Source organism: Niveispirillum fermenti, from assembly GCF_052474395.1.
On the sequence record NZ_CP156681.1, the window covers coordinates 2,727,371 to 2,745,602 of the forward strand.

Annotated in this window: 16 protein-coding genes and 1 other RNA gene; 4 read left to right on the top strand and 13 right to left on the bottom strand. The window is 66.3% G+C overall.

Annotation, left to right across the window (positions count from 1 at the left end; translation table 11 throughout):
- Positions 1-6: 6 nt before the first annotated feature.
- The 3 genes from ABC728_RS23855 to tpiA all read right to left on the bottom strand — a co-directional run bounded on the left by ABC728_RS23855 (position 7) and on the right by tpiA (position 3,085).
- On the bottom strand, positions 7-1,635 hold the full coding sequence (locus ABC728_RS23855) for a CTP synthase (RefSeq protein ID WP_416619972.1): 1,629 nt from the start codon (positions 1,633-1,635) through the stop codon (positions 7-9).
- A gap of 172 nt (positions 1,636-1,807) precedes the next feature.
- On the bottom strand, positions 1,808-2,134 hold the full coding sequence (gene secG / locus ABC728_RS23860; protein ID WP_416619973.1) for a preprotein translocase subunit SecG: 327 nt from the start codon (positions 2,132-2,134) through the stop codon (positions 1,808-1,810).
- 195 nt (positions 2,135-2,329) lie between these two features.
- Positions 2,330-3,085: a triose-phosphate isomerase gene (gene tpiA / locus ABC728_RS23865; RefSeq protein ID WP_416619974.1), complete on the bottom strand. Its 756-nt coding sequence runs from the start codon at positions 3,083-3,085 to the stop codon at positions 2,330-2,332.
- Between the two features lie 290 nt (positions 3,086-3,375).
- On the opposite strand from tpiA, the gene ABC728_RS23870 reads away from it, so the two are divergent.
- Genes ABC728_RS23870 through ABC728_RS23880 form a run of 3 tightly spaced genes read left to right on the top strand, consistent with a single transcriptional unit; the run spans position 3,376 to position 7,785 of the window.
- On the top strand, positions 3,376-5,268 hold the full coding sequence (locus ABC728_RS23870) for a peptidylprolyl isomerase (protein WP_416619975.1): 1,893 nt from the start codon (positions 3,376-3,378) through the stop codon (positions 5,266-5,268).
- Positions 5,269-5,273: 5 nt separating this feature from the next.
- Positions 5,274-6,788: an anthranilate synthase component I gene (trpE, locus tag ABC728_RS23875; RefSeq protein WP_416619976.1), complete on the top strand. Its 1,515-nt coding sequence runs from the start codon at positions 5,274-5,276 to the stop codon at positions 6,786-6,788.
- A gap of 4 nt (positions 6,789-6,792) precedes the next feature.
- Positions 6,793-7,785: a formyltransferase family protein gene (locus ABC728_RS23880; RefSeq protein WP_416619977.1), complete on the top strand. Its 993-nt coding sequence runs from the start codon at positions 6,793-6,795 to the stop codon at positions 7,783-7,785.
- Positions 7,786-7,854: 69 nt separating this feature from the next.
- Here the strand turns inward: ABC728_RS23880 and ABC728_RS23885 are convergent, their stop codons facing one another.
- The 5 genes from ABC728_RS23885 to ABC728_RS23905 form a co-directional block, all read right to left on the bottom strand.
- Complete coding sequence (locus tag ABC728_RS23885) at positions 7,855-8,697, bottom strand: TIGR00282 family metallophosphoesterase (protein ID WP_416619978.1); 843 nt, start codon at positions 8,695-8,697, stop codon at positions 7,855-7,857.
- Between the two features lie 63 nt (positions 8,698-8,760).
- A complete protein-coding gene (locus ABC728_RS23890; RefSeq protein WP_416619979.1) occupies positions 8,761-9,381 on the bottom strand; it encodes a 5-formyltetrahydrofolate cyclo-ligase in 621 nt (206 codons plus the stop codon).
- 38 nt (positions 9,382-9,419) lie between these two features.
- A non-coding RNA gene (ssrS, locus tag ABC728_RS23895) (6S RNA) lies at positions 9,420-9,577 on the bottom strand.
- 13 nt (positions 9,578-9,590) lie between these two features.
- A complete protein-coding gene (locus ABC728_RS23900; protein ID WP_416619980.1) occupies positions 9,591-9,929 on the bottom strand; it encodes a cell division protein ZapA in 339 nt (112 codons plus the stop codon).
- A 3-nt stretch (positions 9,930-9,932) separates the two neighbouring features.
- Complete coding sequence (locus ABC728_RS23905) at positions 9,933-10,187, bottom strand: DUF4164 family protein (RefSeq protein WP_416619981.1); 255 nt, start codon at positions 10,185-10,187, stop codon at positions 9,933-9,935.
- Positions 10,188-10,532: 345 nt separating this feature from the next.
- Between ABC728_RS23905 and tkt the strand changes: the two genes are divergently transcribed.
- A complete protein-coding gene (gene tkt / locus ABC728_RS23910; RefSeq protein WP_416619982.1) occupies positions 10,533-12,521 on the top strand; it encodes a transketolase in 1,989 nt (662 codons plus the stop codon).
- Between the two features lie 440 nt (positions 12,522-12,961).
- Here the strand turns inward: tkt and cysS are convergent, their stop codons facing one another.
- From cysS to ABC728_RS23935, 5 genes are all read right to left on the bottom strand, one after another.
- A complete protein-coding gene (gene cysS / locus ABC728_RS23915; RefSeq protein ID WP_416619983.1) occupies positions 12,962-14,338 on the bottom strand; it encodes a cysteine--tRNA ligase in 1,377 nt (458 codons plus the stop codon).
- A gap of 150 nt (positions 14,339-14,488) precedes the next feature.
- A complete protein-coding gene (locus tag ABC728_RS23920) occupies positions 14,489-15,847 on the bottom strand; it encodes a glutamate--tRNA ligase (RefSeq protein WP_416619984.1) in 1,359 nt (452 codons plus the stop codon).
- A gap of 55 nt (positions 15,848-15,902) precedes the next feature.
- The gene (locus ABC728_RS23925) at positions 15,903-17,069 is read right to left on the bottom strand and encodes an adenylate/guanylate cyclase domain-containing protein (protein WP_416619985.1); all 1,167 of its coding nucleotides are present in this window, start codon (positions 17,067-17,069) and stop codon (positions 15,903-15,905) included.
- 114 nt (positions 17,070-17,183) lie between these two features.
- A complete protein-coding gene (locus ABC728_RS23930) occupies positions 17,184-17,633 on the bottom strand; it encodes a DNA polymerase III subunit chi (RefSeq protein ID WP_416619986.1) in 450 nt (149 codons plus the stop codon).
- A 21-nt stretch (positions 17,634-17,654) separates the two neighbouring features.
- Positions 17,655-18,164: a hypothetical protein gene (locus ABC728_RS23935; protein WP_416619987.1), complete on the bottom strand. Its 510-nt coding sequence runs from the start codon at positions 18,162-18,164 to the stop codon at positions 17,655-17,657.
- Positions 18,165-18,232 lie beyond the last annotated feature (68 nt).

Below are 18,232 nucleotides of genomic sequence, written 5' to 3' on the forward strand. Positions count from 1 at the left end.
CAGACTTCAAACCAGCCGGCTCTGCGCGATGGCAGCACCGATGAAGCTGGTGAACAGCGGATGCGGGTCGAAGGGCTTGGACTTCAGTTCCGGATGGAACTGCACACCCACGAACCAGGGATGCTCGGGCAGTTCCACGATCTCGGGCAGGATACCGTCGGGCGACAGGCCGGAGAATTTCAGGCCGACCTGCTCGAGCTTGTCCTTGAAATTGATGTTCACCTCGTAACGGTGGCGGTGACGCTCGACGATCTGCTCATCGCCATAGATGTCGGCAACGCGCGAGCCCGCCACCAGGTGGCAATTGTACGAGCCCAGACGCATCGTGCCGCCCAGATCGCCGCCCTCCTGGCGCTGGACCAATTCGTTGCCCTGCAACCATTCCGTCATCAGGCCGACAACGGCCGGATCAGGCTTGCCGAACTCCGTCGAACCGGCATGGTCCAGCCCGGCCAGATGCCGGGCGCTTTCGATCACGGCCATCTGCATGCCGAAGCAGATGCCGAAATAGGGGATCTTGTGCTCCCGCGCGAACTGCACGGCGCGGATCTTCCCCTCCGTTCCGCGTTCGCCGAAACCGCCCGGCACCAGGATACCGTGAACCCCTTCCAGACGCTCCAGGGCTTCGCCGGTCTCGAAAATCTCCGCATCGATCCAGTCCAGCCTGACCTTCACGTTGTTGGCGATGCCGCCATGGGTCAAGGCCTCGCCCAACGACTTGTAGGCGTCCAGCAGGCTCGTATATTTGCCGACTACGGCGATGGTGACCGCCCCTTCGGGGTTGCGCACGCGGCGCACGATCTCTTCCCAGCGGGACAGGTCGGGCGCCTTCTCGGTCGGCAGCCCGAAATATTTCAGCACCTCGGTGTCGAACCCCTGCTCATGGTAGGAGATCGGCACCTGATAGATCGTGTCCACATCCAGGGCGGCGATCACACGCTCCTTCTGGATGTTGCAGAACAGGGCGATCTTGCGCCGCTCATTGTCGGGAATGTCGCGGTCGGCGCGGCACAGCAGCATCTGCGGCTGGATGCCGACGGACAGCAGTTCCTTGACCGAATGCTGGGTCGGCTTGGTCTTCAACTCGCCGGCCGCCGGGATGTAGGGCACCAGGGTGACATGGCAGAACAGGACATTGTTCGTGCCACGCTCGTTGCCAAACTGGCGGATGGCCTCCAGGAAGGGGAGCGATTCGATGTCGCCGACCGTGCCGCCGACCTCGCACAGCACGAAATCCTCGCCGTCCAGGTCGGCCGCGATGAACTCCTTGATGGCGTCGGTGATGTGCGGAATGACCTGTACCGTGGCGCCCAGATAGTCGCCGCGGCGTTCCTTGGCCAGGACATTGGAATAGATGCGGCCGGTAGTGATGTTGTCCGACTTGGTGGCGTGGACGCCGGTGAAACGCTCGTAATGGCCGAGATCCAGGTCGGTTTCCGCTCCGTCATCGGTGACGAACACTTCCCCGTGCTGATAGGGGCTCATCGTGCCGGGATCGACATTCAGGTAGGGGTCCAGCTTGCGCAGGCGGACCTTGTAGCCACGCGCCTGCAGCAGCGCGCCCAGGGCAGCGGAAGCCAACCCCTTGCCCAGGGACGAAACCACACCACCGGTGATGAAGATGAAGCGCGTCATGGAACCCTAACCTTCGCCAAACATGCCAACGGGTTGGGCCCTTCCGGCCCAATCCTGCTATCGGATTTCACATCGGGGCACGGATGCCCATTCCACCATATTCATGCCCGAACGGAAAGAGGCGGCATGTCTGCCGCCTCTCGCCATATCAACCGGGCCTGACGCCAAGGCATTACTCGCCGACGGGGACCGTCGGTTCGGCCGGGGCGGCAGGGGTCGCGGGGGCCTCGCTGCCGGGGGCCGGCAGGTTGTCGAACAGGCTCTTGCCGCCGCCACCACCGCCGGCCAGGATGGCCAGGATCAGGCTGGTGCAGAAGAACAGGGCGGCCAGGATGGCCGTCGTGCGGGTCAGAAGATTGGCACTGCCACGGGCGGACATGAAGCCGCCCATCGTGCCGCCGCCGATGCCCAGGCCACCGCCCTCGGACTTCTGCACCAGCACCACACCGATCAGCGCAAGCGTGATCAGCAGATGCACGACCAGGACTATCTCTTGCATCCCAACAATCCCTGCAAACCGCGTCGAAAACGGCAACGGGAACCCGCACCGCCGAAAACCAACAAGCAGATGGCGCATCAAGCGCCCAAACGCAAGGCCGCCCGCTTCCCCTTATGCAGGGAAGGCGGCGGCGCCCGCGTCATCAATCTGTCGCGCTTCTTAACCGGTCCCGCCCCAGTTCGCCAGAGCGAAGTGTCAGGGGCAGGCCTGCGCGATGCCCCAAAAATCATCAGCCTTGAGGCTGGCACCACCGACCAGCGCGCCATCCACGTCCGCCACGGCCAGTATTTCGGCGGCATTGCCCGGCTTCACCGAACCGCCATAGAGGATGCGCACGGCGTCGGGCTGTTCCACCAAGCCCGAAAGACGGCCGCGGATCATGGCATGCATGGCAGCAATGTCGGCCAGCGTCGGGGTGCGTCCCGTGCCGATGGCCCATACGGGTTCATAGGCCACGACACAATTGCCGGCGGTCGCACCGGCGGGAATCGAGGTGGCAAGCTGCTCCGCCACTACAGTCTCCGCCCGGCCGGCGTCACGCTCGCCCTCCGTCTCGCCCACGCAGACAATGGCCGTCAACCCGGCCCGCAGGGCGGCGGCAGCCTTGGCCTGCACCTGGGCGCTGGTTTCCCCGTGATTGGTCCGGCGTTCCGAATGGCCGACGATGACATGGCTTGCCCCGACATCGGCCAGCATCTCCGCCGCCACATCGCCTGTATGGGCACCCTGGATTTCGGCATGGCAATCCTGACCGCCGACCGCGACAGCCGACCCGGCCACGCCATGGGCCACCGCAGCCACGATCGTGGCCGGGGGGCACAACACCAGATCGAATCGCGGGTCGGCCTTTGCGCCCACCCGGGTCGCCAGGTCGATGGCCAGGGCGGTGCCGTCGGCGCGCCGGCAATGCATCTTCCAGTTACCGGCGATCAGATAGCGGCGTGCGGTCATTTCGTTCCTCATCATCTTCTTGTCACATTCTTGTCGAAAGGCGCCGTTCCCGGCCGGGTTGCCCCCGGTCAGCCGGCCCTGATCGTTGCCGGCGCATTATGCGGGGATGCCACCGCTGTTCCAAACGCCAAGCGGCGCGCGGGCGCGCATGGCCGCGACATGGGCCTGTTCGGCCACCCGGGCTTGCCCCGGTCGGATCGGTTCCCTATGATGCCGCGCTTTCCGGGCATCTCCGGACGGCCCGCGCGCCCGTGCGCGGCCGATTATACGATGGAACACAAGCGTCCCCCATGCTCCAGATCATCCGCAGCACCGTCGGCTCCTGGGTCGTCAAGATCCTGTTCGTCCTCCTGATCATCAGCTTCGCCGTCTGGGGCATCGGCGATATCACGCAGGGCGTGCGGTCCGGCGTCGCCCAGGTCGGGGAACGCAACATCACCCCGCAGGAACTGGACAGCGCCTACCGCGCCGAACTCAGCCGCATGCGCCAGATGCTGGGGCCGGAGTTCACGGAGGAACAGGCCCGGCAGTTCGGCCTGCGCGAACGCGCGCTGGAACAGCTCATCCAGCGCGAATTGCTGGCACAGGCCGCGGATGACCTGGGTTTGCGCATCGCCGACGGTACGGTGATGGAAGAGGTATTGAAGGTTCCGGCCTTCAAGGACGCCTTTGGAAACTTCGATGTCGGCCTGATGCGCGCCCTGCTGTTGCAGAACGGCATGACCGAGCAGGGGTTCGTGGAGGATGTCCGGGGCGATCTGGCGCGCAGTGACCTGATCGGCGCCATCACCGGCGGCGCCACGGCGCCGCGCTCCCTGGCGGAAGCGCTGTTCCGTTACCGTTTCGAGGCCCGTACCTTCGAAGCGGTGACCATATCGAACACCGCCATGCCCGACGCCCCGGCCCCCGACCAGGCCACGCTGGAGGCGTTCCACAAGGACAAGGCGGTCCGCTACACCGCCCCCGAATACCGCACGGTGCAGGTGGCCCTGCTGGAAGCCGCGGCGCTGGCCGGCGAGGTGGAGGTCAGCGACGAGGATCTGGCCGAATATTACGACGCCCATGCCGGCGAATATGTGACGCCCGAGCGGCGCAGCCTGACCCAGGCCGTGTTCACCGACAAGGCCGCCGCCGACAAGGCTCTGGCGGACATCGCCGCCGGCCGCCCGATCGCGGATGTCGCCAGGGATGCCGGTACGGAAGCCGTCGCCCTGCCCGACATGCTGAAGACCGACCTGCCGGCCGAACTGGCCGATACGGCCTTCACGGCGGAACCCAACAAGCCGGCCGGCCCCGTGCAGAGTGACTTCGGCTTTCATGTGCTGGTCGTCACCAATATCCAGGCGGGCGGCGAACGCAGCCTGGATAGCGTGAAGGACGAAATCGCCGCCCATGTGCGCCAGGATCGCGCCATCGACAAGCTGTTCGAGGTATCGACCAGGCTGGAGGACCAGTTGGCCGGCGGCACCCCGCTGGAAGAGGCCGCGCAGGCCGTCGGCGCCCGTCTGGTGACGCTGGGCGGGATCGACAGCCGCGGCACCGACGCGGACGGCACCGAGCAGGGGGCTGCCCTGCCTGAACGGGAGAAGATCCTGGCATCCGCCTTCTCCCTGTCCGCCGGTCAGACCGGCAGCGTTGAAGAGGCGGGCACCGAGGCCTTCTTCGCCGTCCATGTGCAGTCCGTGACGCCGGCGGCGCTGCGACCGCTGGAAGAGGTGAAGTCCGTGGTGCTGGGTGACTGGCAGGCCGAGCAGAAGCAGGCCGCCGCACGCCAGAAGGCCGAGGAGGTGGCGGAAAAGATCAGGGCCGGCGCATCCGCGAAGGATGCCGCCGCCGGGATCACGGGGGCGATCGTCCAGAATGTCGACCCGCTGATGCGGGCAGGTGCGGCCAGCGCCATCGTTCCGGCGGCCGCCTTGGAGACCCTGTTCAAGGCCCCGATCGGCACGGTCACCACGGCCGAGCGTCCCGCAGCCCAGGTCGTTGCCAAGCTGACCGGCATCACGCCGGCCGACCCCGCCACGGTGCAGGCCGCGGCACAGATCGCGCAGCTTTCCAACATCACCCAGCAGTCGATGCAGGAGGAGCTGGCCCTGCAGTACCTGTCGGCATTGCGTACCCGCTATGGCGTCACGATCAACCAGACGCTGATCAACCAGCTTTACGGCAGCAGCCAGGAGTAACGGCCGTGCGCACCTTTCCGGATGAAAGCGCCTTTGCCCGCACCTATCAGTCGGGGGCGGCGCAGGTGCTGTGGACCCGGCTGGTCAGTGACCTGGACACACCCGTTTCCGCCATGATGAAGCTGGTGCGTGACCGTCCCAACGCCTTCCTGCTGGAATCGGTGACGGGCGGGTCGATACGCGGCCGCTATTCCATGATCGGGCTGAAGCCGGACCTGATCTGGCGCTGCCGCGGCACCGGGTCGGAGATCAACCGCCAGGCTGCCGTCGATCCGGCCCGCTTCACCCCGTGCGAAGGCAATCCGCTGAAGGTGCTGGCAGCGTTGCTGGAGGAGTCGCGCATCGACCTGCCGGCCGAACTGCCGCCCATGTCGGCGGGGCTGTTCGGCTATCTGGGCTATGACATGGTCCGGCTGATGGAGAAGCTGCCGGACAGCAACAACAACGATCTGGGCCTTGATGACAGCATCATGGTCCGTCCGACCGTGATGGCCATTTTCGACGGGATCGACAATGTCGTGACCGTGGTGACCCCCGTGCGCCCGCAGGAAGGCGTATCGGCGGAGGCGGCCCTGGCGGCAGCGAAGGCCCGGTTGGCGGAATCAGTGGCCGACCTGGAAGGCCCCGTACCGGCGGTACATGAGACGACATTGGATATCGCCGCCCTGCCCCCGCCCGCATCCAACATGGCCCGGCAGGAATATCATGGGGTGGTGGAGAAGGCGAAGGAGTATGTCCGGGCCGGCGACATCTTCCAGGTGGTGCCCAGCCAGCGTTTCTCCGTGCCCTTCAAACTGCCGCCGTTCGCCCTTTACCGGGCGTTGCGCCGGCTGAATCCCTCGCCTTTCCTGTTCTTCCTGGATTTCGGCGATCTGGCCGTCGTGGGCTCCAGCCCGGAAATCCTGGTGCGGCTGCGCGACGATACCGTGACCATCCGCCCCATCGCCGGCACCCGCAAGCGGGGCAAGACCGCGGCGGAGGATCAGGAACTGGCCGCCGACCTTCTGTCCGATCCCAAGGAACTGGCCGAGCATCTGATGCTGCTGGACCTGGGGCGCAACGATGTGGGCCGGGTGTCGCAGACGGGAACCGTTACGGTAACGGAAAAGTTCACTATCGAGTATTACTCCCACGTCATGCACATCGTTTCGAACGTGGAAGGAAAGCTGGACCCGAAGTTCACACCGATCGAGGCCCTGGTTGCCGGTTTTCCCGCCGGCACCGTATCGGGTGCGCCCAAGGTGCGGGCCATGGAGATCATCGACGAGTTGGAGAAGACCCGACGCGGCATCTATGGCGGCTGCATCGGCTATTTCGCGGCCAACGGCACCATGGATACCTGCATCGCCCTGCGCACGGCCGTGCTGAAGGATGGGGTGATGCATGTGCAGTCCGGCGGGGGGGTCGTGGCCGACAGCGAGCCGGAAGCCGAGTATCAGGAGACCGTGAACAAGGCGATGGCCCTGTTCAAGGCGGCAGAGGAAGCTGTGCGCTATGCGCAGGAGCGGGGAGGAGCCTGACCCCGTGGCCCCTCCCCTTGCGGCGGCCGATATTCTGTCGATCCGGCCCGACCGGCTGGTTCTGGCCACCTCGGCTGTCCTGGCGCCGGTTCTGGCCCCGCTCTTACCGGCGGCGGAGATCGCCACCAGCCCCAGCGGGGTCGACCATCTGCTGACCGCGGACAAGACCGTCTCCGTGCGCCTGGTCTGCATTGGTTTCGGGCATGTCCTGTCCTTATCGACGCTGGGCCGTTGCGGGGCCGGGGCCATCAATCTGCATCCGGCCCCGCCCGACTATCCCGGATCAGCCGTCAACCACCTCGCCCTCTATGAGGGGGCGACCCGCTTCGGCGTGACCGCCCATCTGATGGAGCCGGCCGTCGATTCCGGCCCCATCCTGGCGGTGGACCGTTTCGACATTCCGCCCGGCATCGGCCATCGCGGATTGGACGAGTTGACCTGGCCCGCACTGCTGCGACTGCTGCACCGGCTGTCCCCCTGCCTGCGCGGGCTCGCCCCCTGGCCGGACAGGCCGTCGGGGGAACATTGGCGAGGACCGGCCAGCCGGCGGGCCCGGGTGATGGATCTGACGCGGATCGGCCAGGACCTGACCCCGGCGGAGGCGGCGCGCCGGCACCGTGCGTTCCGCGACGGCCCCGACAGCGCCTTACTTTTCGAGCGCAACGGCACCTGGCAGCCCTATCAGCCCAGCGGGCGTATCAAAGGCTGGGTCGATGGCATTATCGGGGATACGGTGCGCGGCTGGGCATATGATCCGACGGAACCTGCCCACCGCACCCGCATCCGGGTGGAAGCCGACGGATACCCCGTGGCCGACCTGATCGCGGACGGGCAGCGGCGGGACGTGGCGGATGCGGGCCATGGCGATGGGAATTGCGGCTTCATCCTGCCCCTTGCGCAACTGTCCGCAACGGCACGGCAGCTGGAAATCCTGTTGCCCGACGACGAATGGCGCCGCCTGCCCGGCGGCCCCCTGCTGCTGCCGAATACCGGTTAATGAGAGGCATGGAGAATGCCCCTTCGTATCCGCGCCAACGGGTGCGGCGGCGCGCGCCTCCGCGAAGGGTCAGGCCTCCGGCAGGCTCTGCCCCAGCCGGCCGCCGATGCGCACCGGTTCGGCTCGTCTGGCCAGACCCGTCCGGTCATCGGTTTCAACGAACAGGCCGCAGACCGTGACCGTGGCATCGTTCTCCCCCGGTGAATAACGCTCACCGGGCACCTTGCGCAGCATCTTGTAGATGGCAGCATCCTTCTTCATGCCGATCACGGTATCGTAATCGCCGCACATGCCCGCATCGGTCTGATAGGCCGTGCCCCCGTTCAGGATCTGCAGGTCGGCCGTGGGCACATGGCAATGGGTGCCCACAACCAGGCTGACACGACCATCCAGCACATGGCCCATGATCATCTTCTCGCTGCTGGCCTCCGCATGCATGTCCATGATGATGGCATCCACGCCCGCCGGCCCCATGCGGGCCCCACCCAGGCGATGGATGTTCAACACCTTTTCGACGGGCGGGAACGGGTCGTCCAGCGGGTCCATGAAGACGCGGCCCATGGCATTGATCACCATCACCTTGTGCCGCCCGTTCTTGGCGGGCAGGATGGTATGGCCGCGGCCCGGCGTGCCGTCGGGATAGTTGATGGGCCGGACAAGCTGGGGAATCCGGTCGATCTGCGACAGCAATTCCTTCTGGTCCCAGGCGTGGTTGCCCAGCGTCACGCAATCCACGCCGGCCGCGAACAGTTCCTGGGCGATCTTTTCGGTGATGCCGAAGCCACCGGCCGCATTCTCCCCGTTCACCGTGATGAAATCGGGTTTCAGCTTCGCCTTCAGTTGCGGCAGATGGCGCAGCACGCCTTCCCGGCCACTGCGGCCGACAATGTCACCCAGAAACAACAAACGCATATGTGATCCCCAAAGCGCGGGCCGGGTTGCCGCCAGGCCCATGAATATCCGGATGACAAGCCGTCAGGCCGGGCGGTTGACGCCCACCTCGGTCACGATCCAGTCCAGCCGCTGATCGTAAGCGTCAACCGGCAGGCTTTCCAGCTTTTGTCCGGCATAGGCGATGCCCACGGCAACCGTCGGCGCCTCGGCCCGCAGCACTTCCAGCGTCCGGTCATAGAAACCGCCGCCATAGCCCAGGCGATAGCCGCGATCGTCAAAAGCCAGCATGGGGACCAGCACGATGTCGGGCTGTGCCACCGGCGCCTCTGACATGGGTTCCATGACGCGGAAGGCGCCGGGCACCAGCGGATGTCCCGGCCGCCACAAACGGAAGATCAACGGCCAGGCACGCCCGGTGACAACGGGCAGGGCCGTGGCATGACCGGCTGCACCCAGGGCCGACAGGGCTGGCCCCACATCCACCTCGTCCCCCTTCGGCCAATAGCCGGCGATGACCAGCGGATGGCCGTGCGGGGCGATGGCGGGCAGCAGGGACAGCAGATGGGTGGTGATGGCAGGCGCCGCCGCGGGGCCGATCCGTTCGTGGCATTGCGCACGCGCCGCACGCGCCGTGATCCGGGCGGCCTGCTTGGCCTGCGCCATGGCGTCGGGCGCCACGGGACCGGCATCCCTGTCGGACATGGGTCGACCCTGCTGCGGTTCAGGGGAAAAGCGGGCGGAAGATGGCCGCCTTGGCCGTTGGTGTTGCTATCCCTCGTGACCTGCACAAGCAGGTGGGAGCCATATACCGGCACCACGGCACCGGCAGGGACAGCCCCCTCGAGGAATGATTATCGGCCCCGGGGATAAAGCGACCTGACGCACCAGGCAGCCAGCTTCCAGACACTTATTTAGGCGCGTTCAAGCCGCGCTGCAATGTCTTCGATGCGCTTTGCCAATGTATCGACAGCCGTCGCCATCTTTGTCTCATCAGCTGCGGCAGGGGCGGCCGGGGCCGGCACATGGCCGCCACGCAGCGCCTTGACCTGGGCGCGCGTCTCCATCAACTCGTCCGCCAGCACGATGCAGGTGGCGATAAGGTTCTGCACCTCGTGGCCCGCGGCCCCGCCCGTCAGTTCCTGCATGCGGGCGTCGACATAGGCGGCCAGTTCCAGCAGGCGCTGTTCCTGGCCTTCCTCGCAGTTCAGCGAATGGCTGCGGCCATTCAGGGTGAAATCCACGCGACGCATCAATCAACCTTCCTCAAGAACGCCCTGAAGGCGCGAAATGGCCGCGTCCAGACGGACCTTCATGACACGGGCCTGTTCCTGTGCCTGACGTTCGCCATGGCGGGCCGCGGCCAGTTCAGCCTCCAGCCGCATCCTTTCCGCCATCCAGTCCTGCCCCCCTGCCGAGGCGTCCAGCTTCTCCAGCCGGCGTGTCAAGGCACGGTCCAACAGGCTGATGGCCGTATCCAGACGCTCCAAGGCGGCGGTCAGACTGTCCAAGGTAAGGGCTCTTCGGTGGGCGGATGAACGGGCCGTCGGCACCGTTGCCGGCACGAGACGACAGACAGTAGGGTCCCCCCTCCCCCGCCGTCAATATTCGCACCGCAAAAACAGCCAGGAATCGGTGCGGGTCCGATGCGCCGCCGCCGGGTGCCCGCCATGCGGGCCTGTCGCTTGACCCCCCCGCCGGATTTGGCCAATTTGCGGCCACCATCACGGGGGGGACCGGCGCCGGACCGGGGCGACCGGCCTTTTCCGCATGGGACCCAAGGTGCAGCGCTTCTACGAGCAATGTCCGGCCGCAAAGCCCAAGGCCGGCGCCCCGCATGAAAGGCCCTTCGCGCAATGTCGTCCGATCTGACCGCTGGCGTCTCCCACGCCGATCTCGCCAACGCCATCCGTGCCTTGTCCATGGACGCGGTGGAAGCCGCCAAGTCCGGGCATCCCGGCATGCCGATGGGCATGGCCGACGTCGCGACCGTGCTGTTCACGCAGTTCCTGAAGTTCGATCCCAAGCGTCCCGACTGGGCCGACCGCGACCGGTTCATCCTGTCGGCCGGCCATGGTTCCATGCTGCAGTACAGCCTGATGTACCTGACCGGATACGAGGACATCACGCTGGACGAGATCAAGCGCTTCCGCCAGATGGGTGCCCGCACCGCCGGCCACCCCGAATATGGCATGGCGCGCGGGATCGAGATGACGACCGGCCCCCTGGGCCAGGGCATCTCCACCGCCGTCGGCTTCGCCATGGCAGAGCGTATCCTGAATGCCCGCTTCGGCGATGATCTGGTCGATCACAATACCTATGTCATCGCCTCCGACGGCGACCTGCAGGAAGGCATCAGCCACGAGGCCTGCTCGCTTGCCGGCCATCTGGGCCTGTCCAAGCTGATCGTGCTGTGGGACGACAACAAGATCAGCATCGACGGATCGACCGACCTGTCCTTCACCGAGGATGTGCAGGCCCGCTTCCGTGCCTATAACTGGGATGTCAGCGCCGTGGACGGGCATGACCCCGTCGCCGTGGCCAAGGCCATCGAGGCCGCAAGGACAACCGACAAGCCGTCGCTGATCGCCTGCCGCACCACGATCGGCTATGGCGCCCCCACCAAGGCCAACACCGCCGGCAGCCATGGCAGCCCCCTGGGCGCCGCCGAGATCGAGGGCACGCGCAAGGCGCTCAACTGGCCCTATCCCGCCTTCGAGGTGCCGGACGCCATCCTGAATGCCTGGCGCGCCTATGGCGACCGCGGCCATCCCACGGTCGATGCCTGGGTGAAGCGTCTGGCCCGATCCGAGAACCGACTGGCCTTCAAGGCCGCCATCGCCGGTGACCTCTCGGCCGAGGCGCGCGCCGCCCTGCATGCCCACAAGAAGGCCGTATCGGAGACCAGGCCGAAGATCGCAACCCGCCAGTCGTCGGGCAATACGCTGGATGTCATCGTCCCGCTGGTACCAGAAATGATGGGCGGCTCCGCCGACCTGACCGGGTCCAACAATACCCGCGTCAAGGTCGTGGCCAAGGCCGTGCAGAAGAATGACTGGGCCGGCCGCTATGTCCATTACGGCGTGCGCGAGCATGGCATGGCCGCCATCATGAACGGCATGGCCCTGCATGGCGGCGTCATCCCCTATTCGGGCACCTTCCTGGCCTTTTCCGACTATAACCGCCCGGCCATCCGCCTGGGGGCGCTGATGAAGCAGCGGGTCATCCATGTCATGACCCATGACAGCATCGGCCTGGGCGAGGATGGTCCGACCCACCAGCCCGTGGAACATGTCCCGGCGCTGCGCTGCATCCCCAACCTGCTGGTTCTGCGCCCGGCCGACGCCGTGGAAGCGGCAGAGGCCTGGGAAATCGCACTGGATGCCAAGACGCGGCCCAGCGTCCTGGCGCTGACCCGCCAGAACCTGGCCACCCTGCGCATCGACCATACGGACGAGAACCTGTCCGCCAGGGGCGCCTATGTCCTGCGCGAGGCGTCCGGCCCCCGCAAGGTGACGCTGCTGGCCACCGGTTCGGAAGTGGAGATCGCCAACGAGGCGCGGGAGAAGCTGGAAGCCGACGGCATTCCGACGGCGCTGGTTTCCATGCCGTCCTGGGAACTGTTCGCCGAACAGCCCGAGGCCTATCAGAAGGCCGTGCTGGGCGACGGCTTGCGCATCGGAGTGGAAGCCATGGTCCGCTTCGGCTGGGACCGCTGGCTGGGCGAAAAGGGCGTATTCATCGGCATGCCTGGCTTCGGCGAAAGCGCGCCCTATCAGGAACTGTACAAGCATTTCGGCATCACGGCCGAGGCCATCGTGAAGGCGGCGAAGGAACGAGTGTAATATCAGGGGTCATGCGCCATGACCCTTGAAGGCCAGTGACGGCCGGCGCGCGGGTACGTGCCCGCGTGAGCCAAAACCGCCGGATGGCGGCGCCCGGCGCGTGAGAGACCAGGCACATACGATGGGTCATGGCGCATGACCCATCGTATCAGCTCTGCTCTTCCATCTGGAACGAATGTAACGCGGACGGCGCCAGGGTATACCCTGGCGCCGTTTTTCCCCTGGCGCCGTTTTTCGTTGTGCGCCCAGCATGGCGCGTTCTTGCGGGTGAAGGTCGCACCGTTAGACCAGCTTGCGATGAGTAGAACTCATCGCAAGCTGGGATAAGCGCTCCCTTCGGGCACTATGGGCAACTGGATTCCTATTGTGCATCAATGGGGCGCCATGTCCTGTACGAAACGATATGGCGACCTTCCTGGCGTAATGAACGCCCCCGCCCGTCACCCCCGCTTCCAGGTCGTGCCCTTCGGCCCGTCTTCCAGGATCACCCCCTGGGCGGCCAGGTCGTTGCGGATGCGGTCGGCTTCGGTGAAGTTCCTGGCCTTGCGAGCGGCCAGTCGGTCGGCGATGGCCTGTTCGATGGCGGCGGCGTCCAGCCCCCCGGCGGCACCGGCGGGTTGCCAGCGGAACCAGGCCTCGGGCTGCTGCTGCAGGAAGCCCATCAGGCCGGCGGCGGCCTTCAGGGACGCGGCGGCGGCGGTGCGGGCGGCATCATCAGCGGCCTTGTGATAGGCGTTGGCCAGTTCATGCAGGACGCTGATGGCCAGTGGCGTGTTCAAATCGTCGGTCAGGGCCGCCAGCAGGTCGGCCGGCACCCGCACCGCCGGCACGGCCCCGGCCGCGCGCAGCACGCCATACCAGCGGTCCAGCGTGGCACGGGCCTGCGCCACCTTGTCCTTGCTGAAATCCAGCGGCTGGCGGTAATGGGCCGACAGGATGGCCAGACGCAGCGCCTCGCCCGGCGCTTCGTCCAGCAGCTCGCGCACCGTGTAGAAATTCCCCAGCGATTTCGACATCTTGTCGCCGGCGATGGTCAGGAAGCCGGAATGCATCCAGACATTTGCCATCACGGCCGTGCCATGGGCGCAGCGGCTCTGCGCGATCTCGTTCTCATGGTGCGGGAAGATCAGGTCCAGGCCGCCGCCATGGATGTCGAACACCTGCCCCAGATGCGCCGCCGTCATGGCAGAGCATTCGATATGCCAGCCGGGGCGGCCCGTGCCCCAGGGGCTATCCCAGCCGGGCTCGCCGGGCTTGGCCGGCTTCCACAGCACGAAATCAGCGGGCGACTGCTTGTAGGGGGCAACCTCCACCCGCGCGCCGGCAATCAGTTCATCCTGGCTGCGGCGGGACAACTGGCCGTAATCCGCCATGGCCGGCACATTGAACAGCACATGCCCCTGTGCGGCATAGGCATAGCCCTTGTCGATCAGCGTGCCGATCATCGCCACCATGTCGCCGATATGGCGCGTGGCCCGCGGTTCGATATCGGGGCGCAGCAGGCCCAGATCATCCATGTCCGCATGGAACTGCGCCGTGGTACGGGAGGTGACGCTGTCGATCGGCTCCCCGGACTGGTGCGACCGCTCGATGATCTTGTCATCCACATCGGTGATGTTGCGGGCATAGGTGACGCGCGGATACAGATGCTTCAGCAGGCGGGCCAGCAGGTCGAAGGCGCTGAAGGTACGGGCATTGCCGATATGGGCATAATCATAGACCGTGGGCCCGCAGACATAGAGCTTCACATGATCCGGGTCGATCGGCGCAAAGGGTTCCTTGGCGCGCAGAAGCGTATTGTAGAACGACAGGGTCATGGAAGCAGGCTTTCCGGGTGCTTTGATGCGTCAGACGACGATAATATCAGGCGCGGCGGGGAAGAACGACGGCTTGCTGGCGACATCGCCCATCCAGACGACCCCGCCAGACACGGATGACATCCCCGTGGAGCGGGGGCCGCCCCCGCATCACGCCACCTCGCCCGCAAGCCGGGCCAGGACGCGGTCGCGGCCGATCAGGGGCAGCAGGGTCTTCAATTCCGGCCCATGGTCGCGGGCGGTCAGCGCACGGCGCAGCGGCAGGAACAGGGCCTTGCCCTTCGCCCCCGTGGCCGCCGAGACGGCCTTGGTCCACACGCCCCAGGTCGTCTCGTCCCACGGCGTGGCGGGCAACAACGCCGCGGCCCCAGCCAGGAAGGCGGCATCATCGACCAGCGGCGTGACGGGTTCGCGCGTCACCGCCCACCATTCGCGGGCGTCGGACAGGCGTGACAGGTTGGGACGGACGGCCAGCCAGAACGCCTCCTCCACCCCCGCCATTCCCATGGCGGCCAGGCGATCGGCCACGGCATCGAAGGGGGCGGCGTGCAGCACCTGGGCGTTGAGGCGCATCAGTTCGTCGGCATCGAATTTCGGTGTGCCGCGCCCGAATTTCCCGAAATCGAACCCTGCCGCCAGTTCCCCCAGGGATGCGGCGGCGGCAATGGGATCGGCCGTGCCCAGCCGCGCCAGATAGGCGTTGAGCGCCATGGCCTCCACCCCCTCTTCCTCCCGCAGGGAACGGACGGAAAGCGAGCCCAGCCGTTTGGAAAGCCCCTCCCCCTCCGATCCGGCGATCAGGGGCAGATGGGCAAAGGCGGGCACCGCACCCTGCCCCTCGATCCCCATCAGGGCCTGGAAAAGCTGCACCTGCACGGCCGTGTTGGTGACATGGTCCTCCCCCCGCACGACATGGGTGATGGCGAAATCCAGATCATCGACAACCGAGGTCAGCGTATAGAGCGGCCGCCCATCCTCGCGGATCAGCACGGGGTCGGACAGGTCCGCGCCGCGGAAATGCTTGGGCCCCTGCACCAGATCGTCCCAGGCGATATCGGCGTGCGCCAGCTTGAAGCGCCAATGCGGGCGGCGGCCCGCCGCCTCCAGCCGGGCACGGTCCGCATCACCCAGTGCCAATGCGGCCCGGTCATAGATGGGTGGCCGGTGCCGGGCCAGCAGCGCCTTGCGCTTCAGGGCCAGTTCCTCCGGCGTCTCGTAGCAGGGATAGAGCCGGCCGGCCGCCTTCAACGCCGCCGCCGCCGCCGCATAGCGCGCATAACGGTCGGACTCCCGGGCCTGGCGGTCCCAGGTAAGGCCCAGCCAGACCAGATCCTCCGCGATGGCGTCCGCGAAGGCCTGGGTGGACCGCTCCTCGTCCGTGTCATCCAGACGGAACATGAAGCTGCCACCATGCCGGGCCGCGAACAGCCAGTTCACGATGGCCGTGCGGATATTGCCGATATGGAGGTGCCCCGTAGGGCTGGGCGCGAAACGGACGGCGATGGTCATGGGCGGGATCGGACGCAACGGTATGAAAGGCGGGCCAGCGATAGCATGACGGAAGTCAACAGGGCACGAAAATCTCTTCCGGCTGATCCAGGCCGCGGACAGGATGCACCCCCAGCGAGCGCATGGGCCGGCCCGAACAGCCCGCGAACGCCGTGGACACTACGAAATGGCTGTCCAGGGCCTTGGCCACGTCCAGCAGGCGGCTGGCCAGGTTGACCGCGGGACCCACGACCGTGAAGTCCAGCCGGCGCCGGCCGCCGATATTGCCGAAGGCCACATGGCCCAGATGCAGCGACAACCCGTAATCGATGGGAAGCTGCCCCGGCGGGCAGCGCATGTTCCAGTCAGACACGGCAAGATGCAGGGTGGCCGCGGCCGCCAGCGCATGGCCGCACGCCTCCCGCGGGTTCAGCATGTCGGCCGGGAAGATGGCCAGCATGCCATCCCCCATGAATTTCAACACTTCACCGCCATGCGCCTCCACCGCGTCTACGGCCAGGTCGAACCAGTGGTTCAGCCGTTCCACCACCGCCGAGGACAGGTTGTCGGCCGTGAAGCGCGTGAAATTGCGCAGGTCGCAGAACAGGATCGCCGCGAAGATGCTGTCGGCATCGCCGCGGGAAATCTGACCGGCATAGACCCGGTCGCCCGCCCCCTGCCCCAGATAGGTGGCCAGCAGGTCGCGGGCCAGATTGCGGATCACACGTGCTTCCAGGATGGGGGAGACGAGTGCCACGACATGCCCCAGGTCGCGGATATCCTCTTCGTTGAACGGCCGCAGGCGCGCCGCGAACGACATGGCGGCGGAACGGTGCCGGTCCTGCACCTGGATGGGGACGATGTAATAATCGAGGTAACCTTCACGCCGCAGCCGTGCCAGAAGCGGCATGTCCGCATCCTGCCGCAGCAGATCGACGCGGAACGGCTGGCCCGTGTCATCGACCCGGCGCACAGGGCTTTGCAGATATTCCCCCATGTCGGTGTCCACCCGGTTCAACCGGTGGAAACCCGTCGTCTGGCCATGCAGCCAGACCCGCCCTTCCCCCACCACTTCCGGATGCAGCAATTCCAGGTTCAGGGAAACACGGCCGATCGGGATGCCGGCCCGCTCCACCCGGTCCACCAACTGCGTGAACAGCAGGTCGATATCGTAAAGCGTGTTGCCTTCCAGCAGCAGCCAGTCGGCAATCGAACGGACGCGGTCTGACAGGACGGACGGCAAGGGGCGGACACTCCGGCAACGGACAGGCTTTAGAGTGGGGTGCGGCGGGACGACGCGCAAGAGCCTGATTTGCCGGGGAGGGTATCGATATCGTCAAGCGGTGGCGCCGTGCGTTCACGCCTTCTTTTCCCAGCCTCCGCGCTCCGACTGCTGCCAGTATGTCAGGTCGTGCCCATCGGCCTTGGCCTGGCGCCAGCGGTCCCGCGCCGCGGCGACCGCATCGGGATCGTTGCCGTCGAACAGGTCGCAGACCAGGTCATATTCCTGCTTGGCCATGCTGTCCGCGCCATCGGTCAGGAACAGCACATTCGCCCCGTTGGGCCGGCTGTCGACGGCCTGGACCAATATGGGCTGATGTTCGGGATGGCCATCGGCCGGGGTGCCATGCGGCAGGAAACTGTCCGGCCGAAAGGTCCAGAGATGCTGGCTCAGCGCCTGCGCGCGCTCGTCGCTGTCCGTGCGGACAAGCACGCGCCAGCCCCGCTCCAGCGACTTTTCCAGAAGACCGGGCAGCACCTGCTCCAACGTGCGCCGGGTCAGGTGGTAGAAGCGCAGTTCAGTCATCCTCACCCCCGGCGCCGCAAATCAGCGCAGCGGGAAGGGAGAGAAATTCAGTTCCTGCGCCAGTTCCAGCAGATGGTCGACCGTGCCGGTGCGCGTCGTCAGCATGATGATGCCATCGGCCCCCACGGGGATCTGAATCTGGTAAAGGGGAACCTTGGCCTCCGGAAAGCGCGTGATGATGGCCCTGTAGCCGTTCACCACCTCCACCGTGCCATTGGGCGGCAGGGTGGCCGGCACCTTGATGGACCCGGACACAGCCTTGAACAGGGTCGGGCTGCGCGCCGCACCCACCACGACCTCCACGGGTCCACGCTTGTAGCTGGCCTCCGCGGTCGCGGCCGAATACATGGGCAATGCGCCCTTGGCCGGCCTGATCTCGCTCATCTGCCAGCCGTCGGGCTCGTCGGGCAGAACATTGCTCATGGAACTGTTGGGCGCCCGCGTCTGCGCATGGGCCGCCGGCGAAGCGGCCATACCCAGCACCGGGGCTGTCAGCAGGGCCAGGACGAGGGCGATCGACAAACGACGCATGGGGGCCGACTCCGTATCATTCTTCATGCATGAAATAGGGCGGCCGGGGATGTTTGTCATCCCCGGCC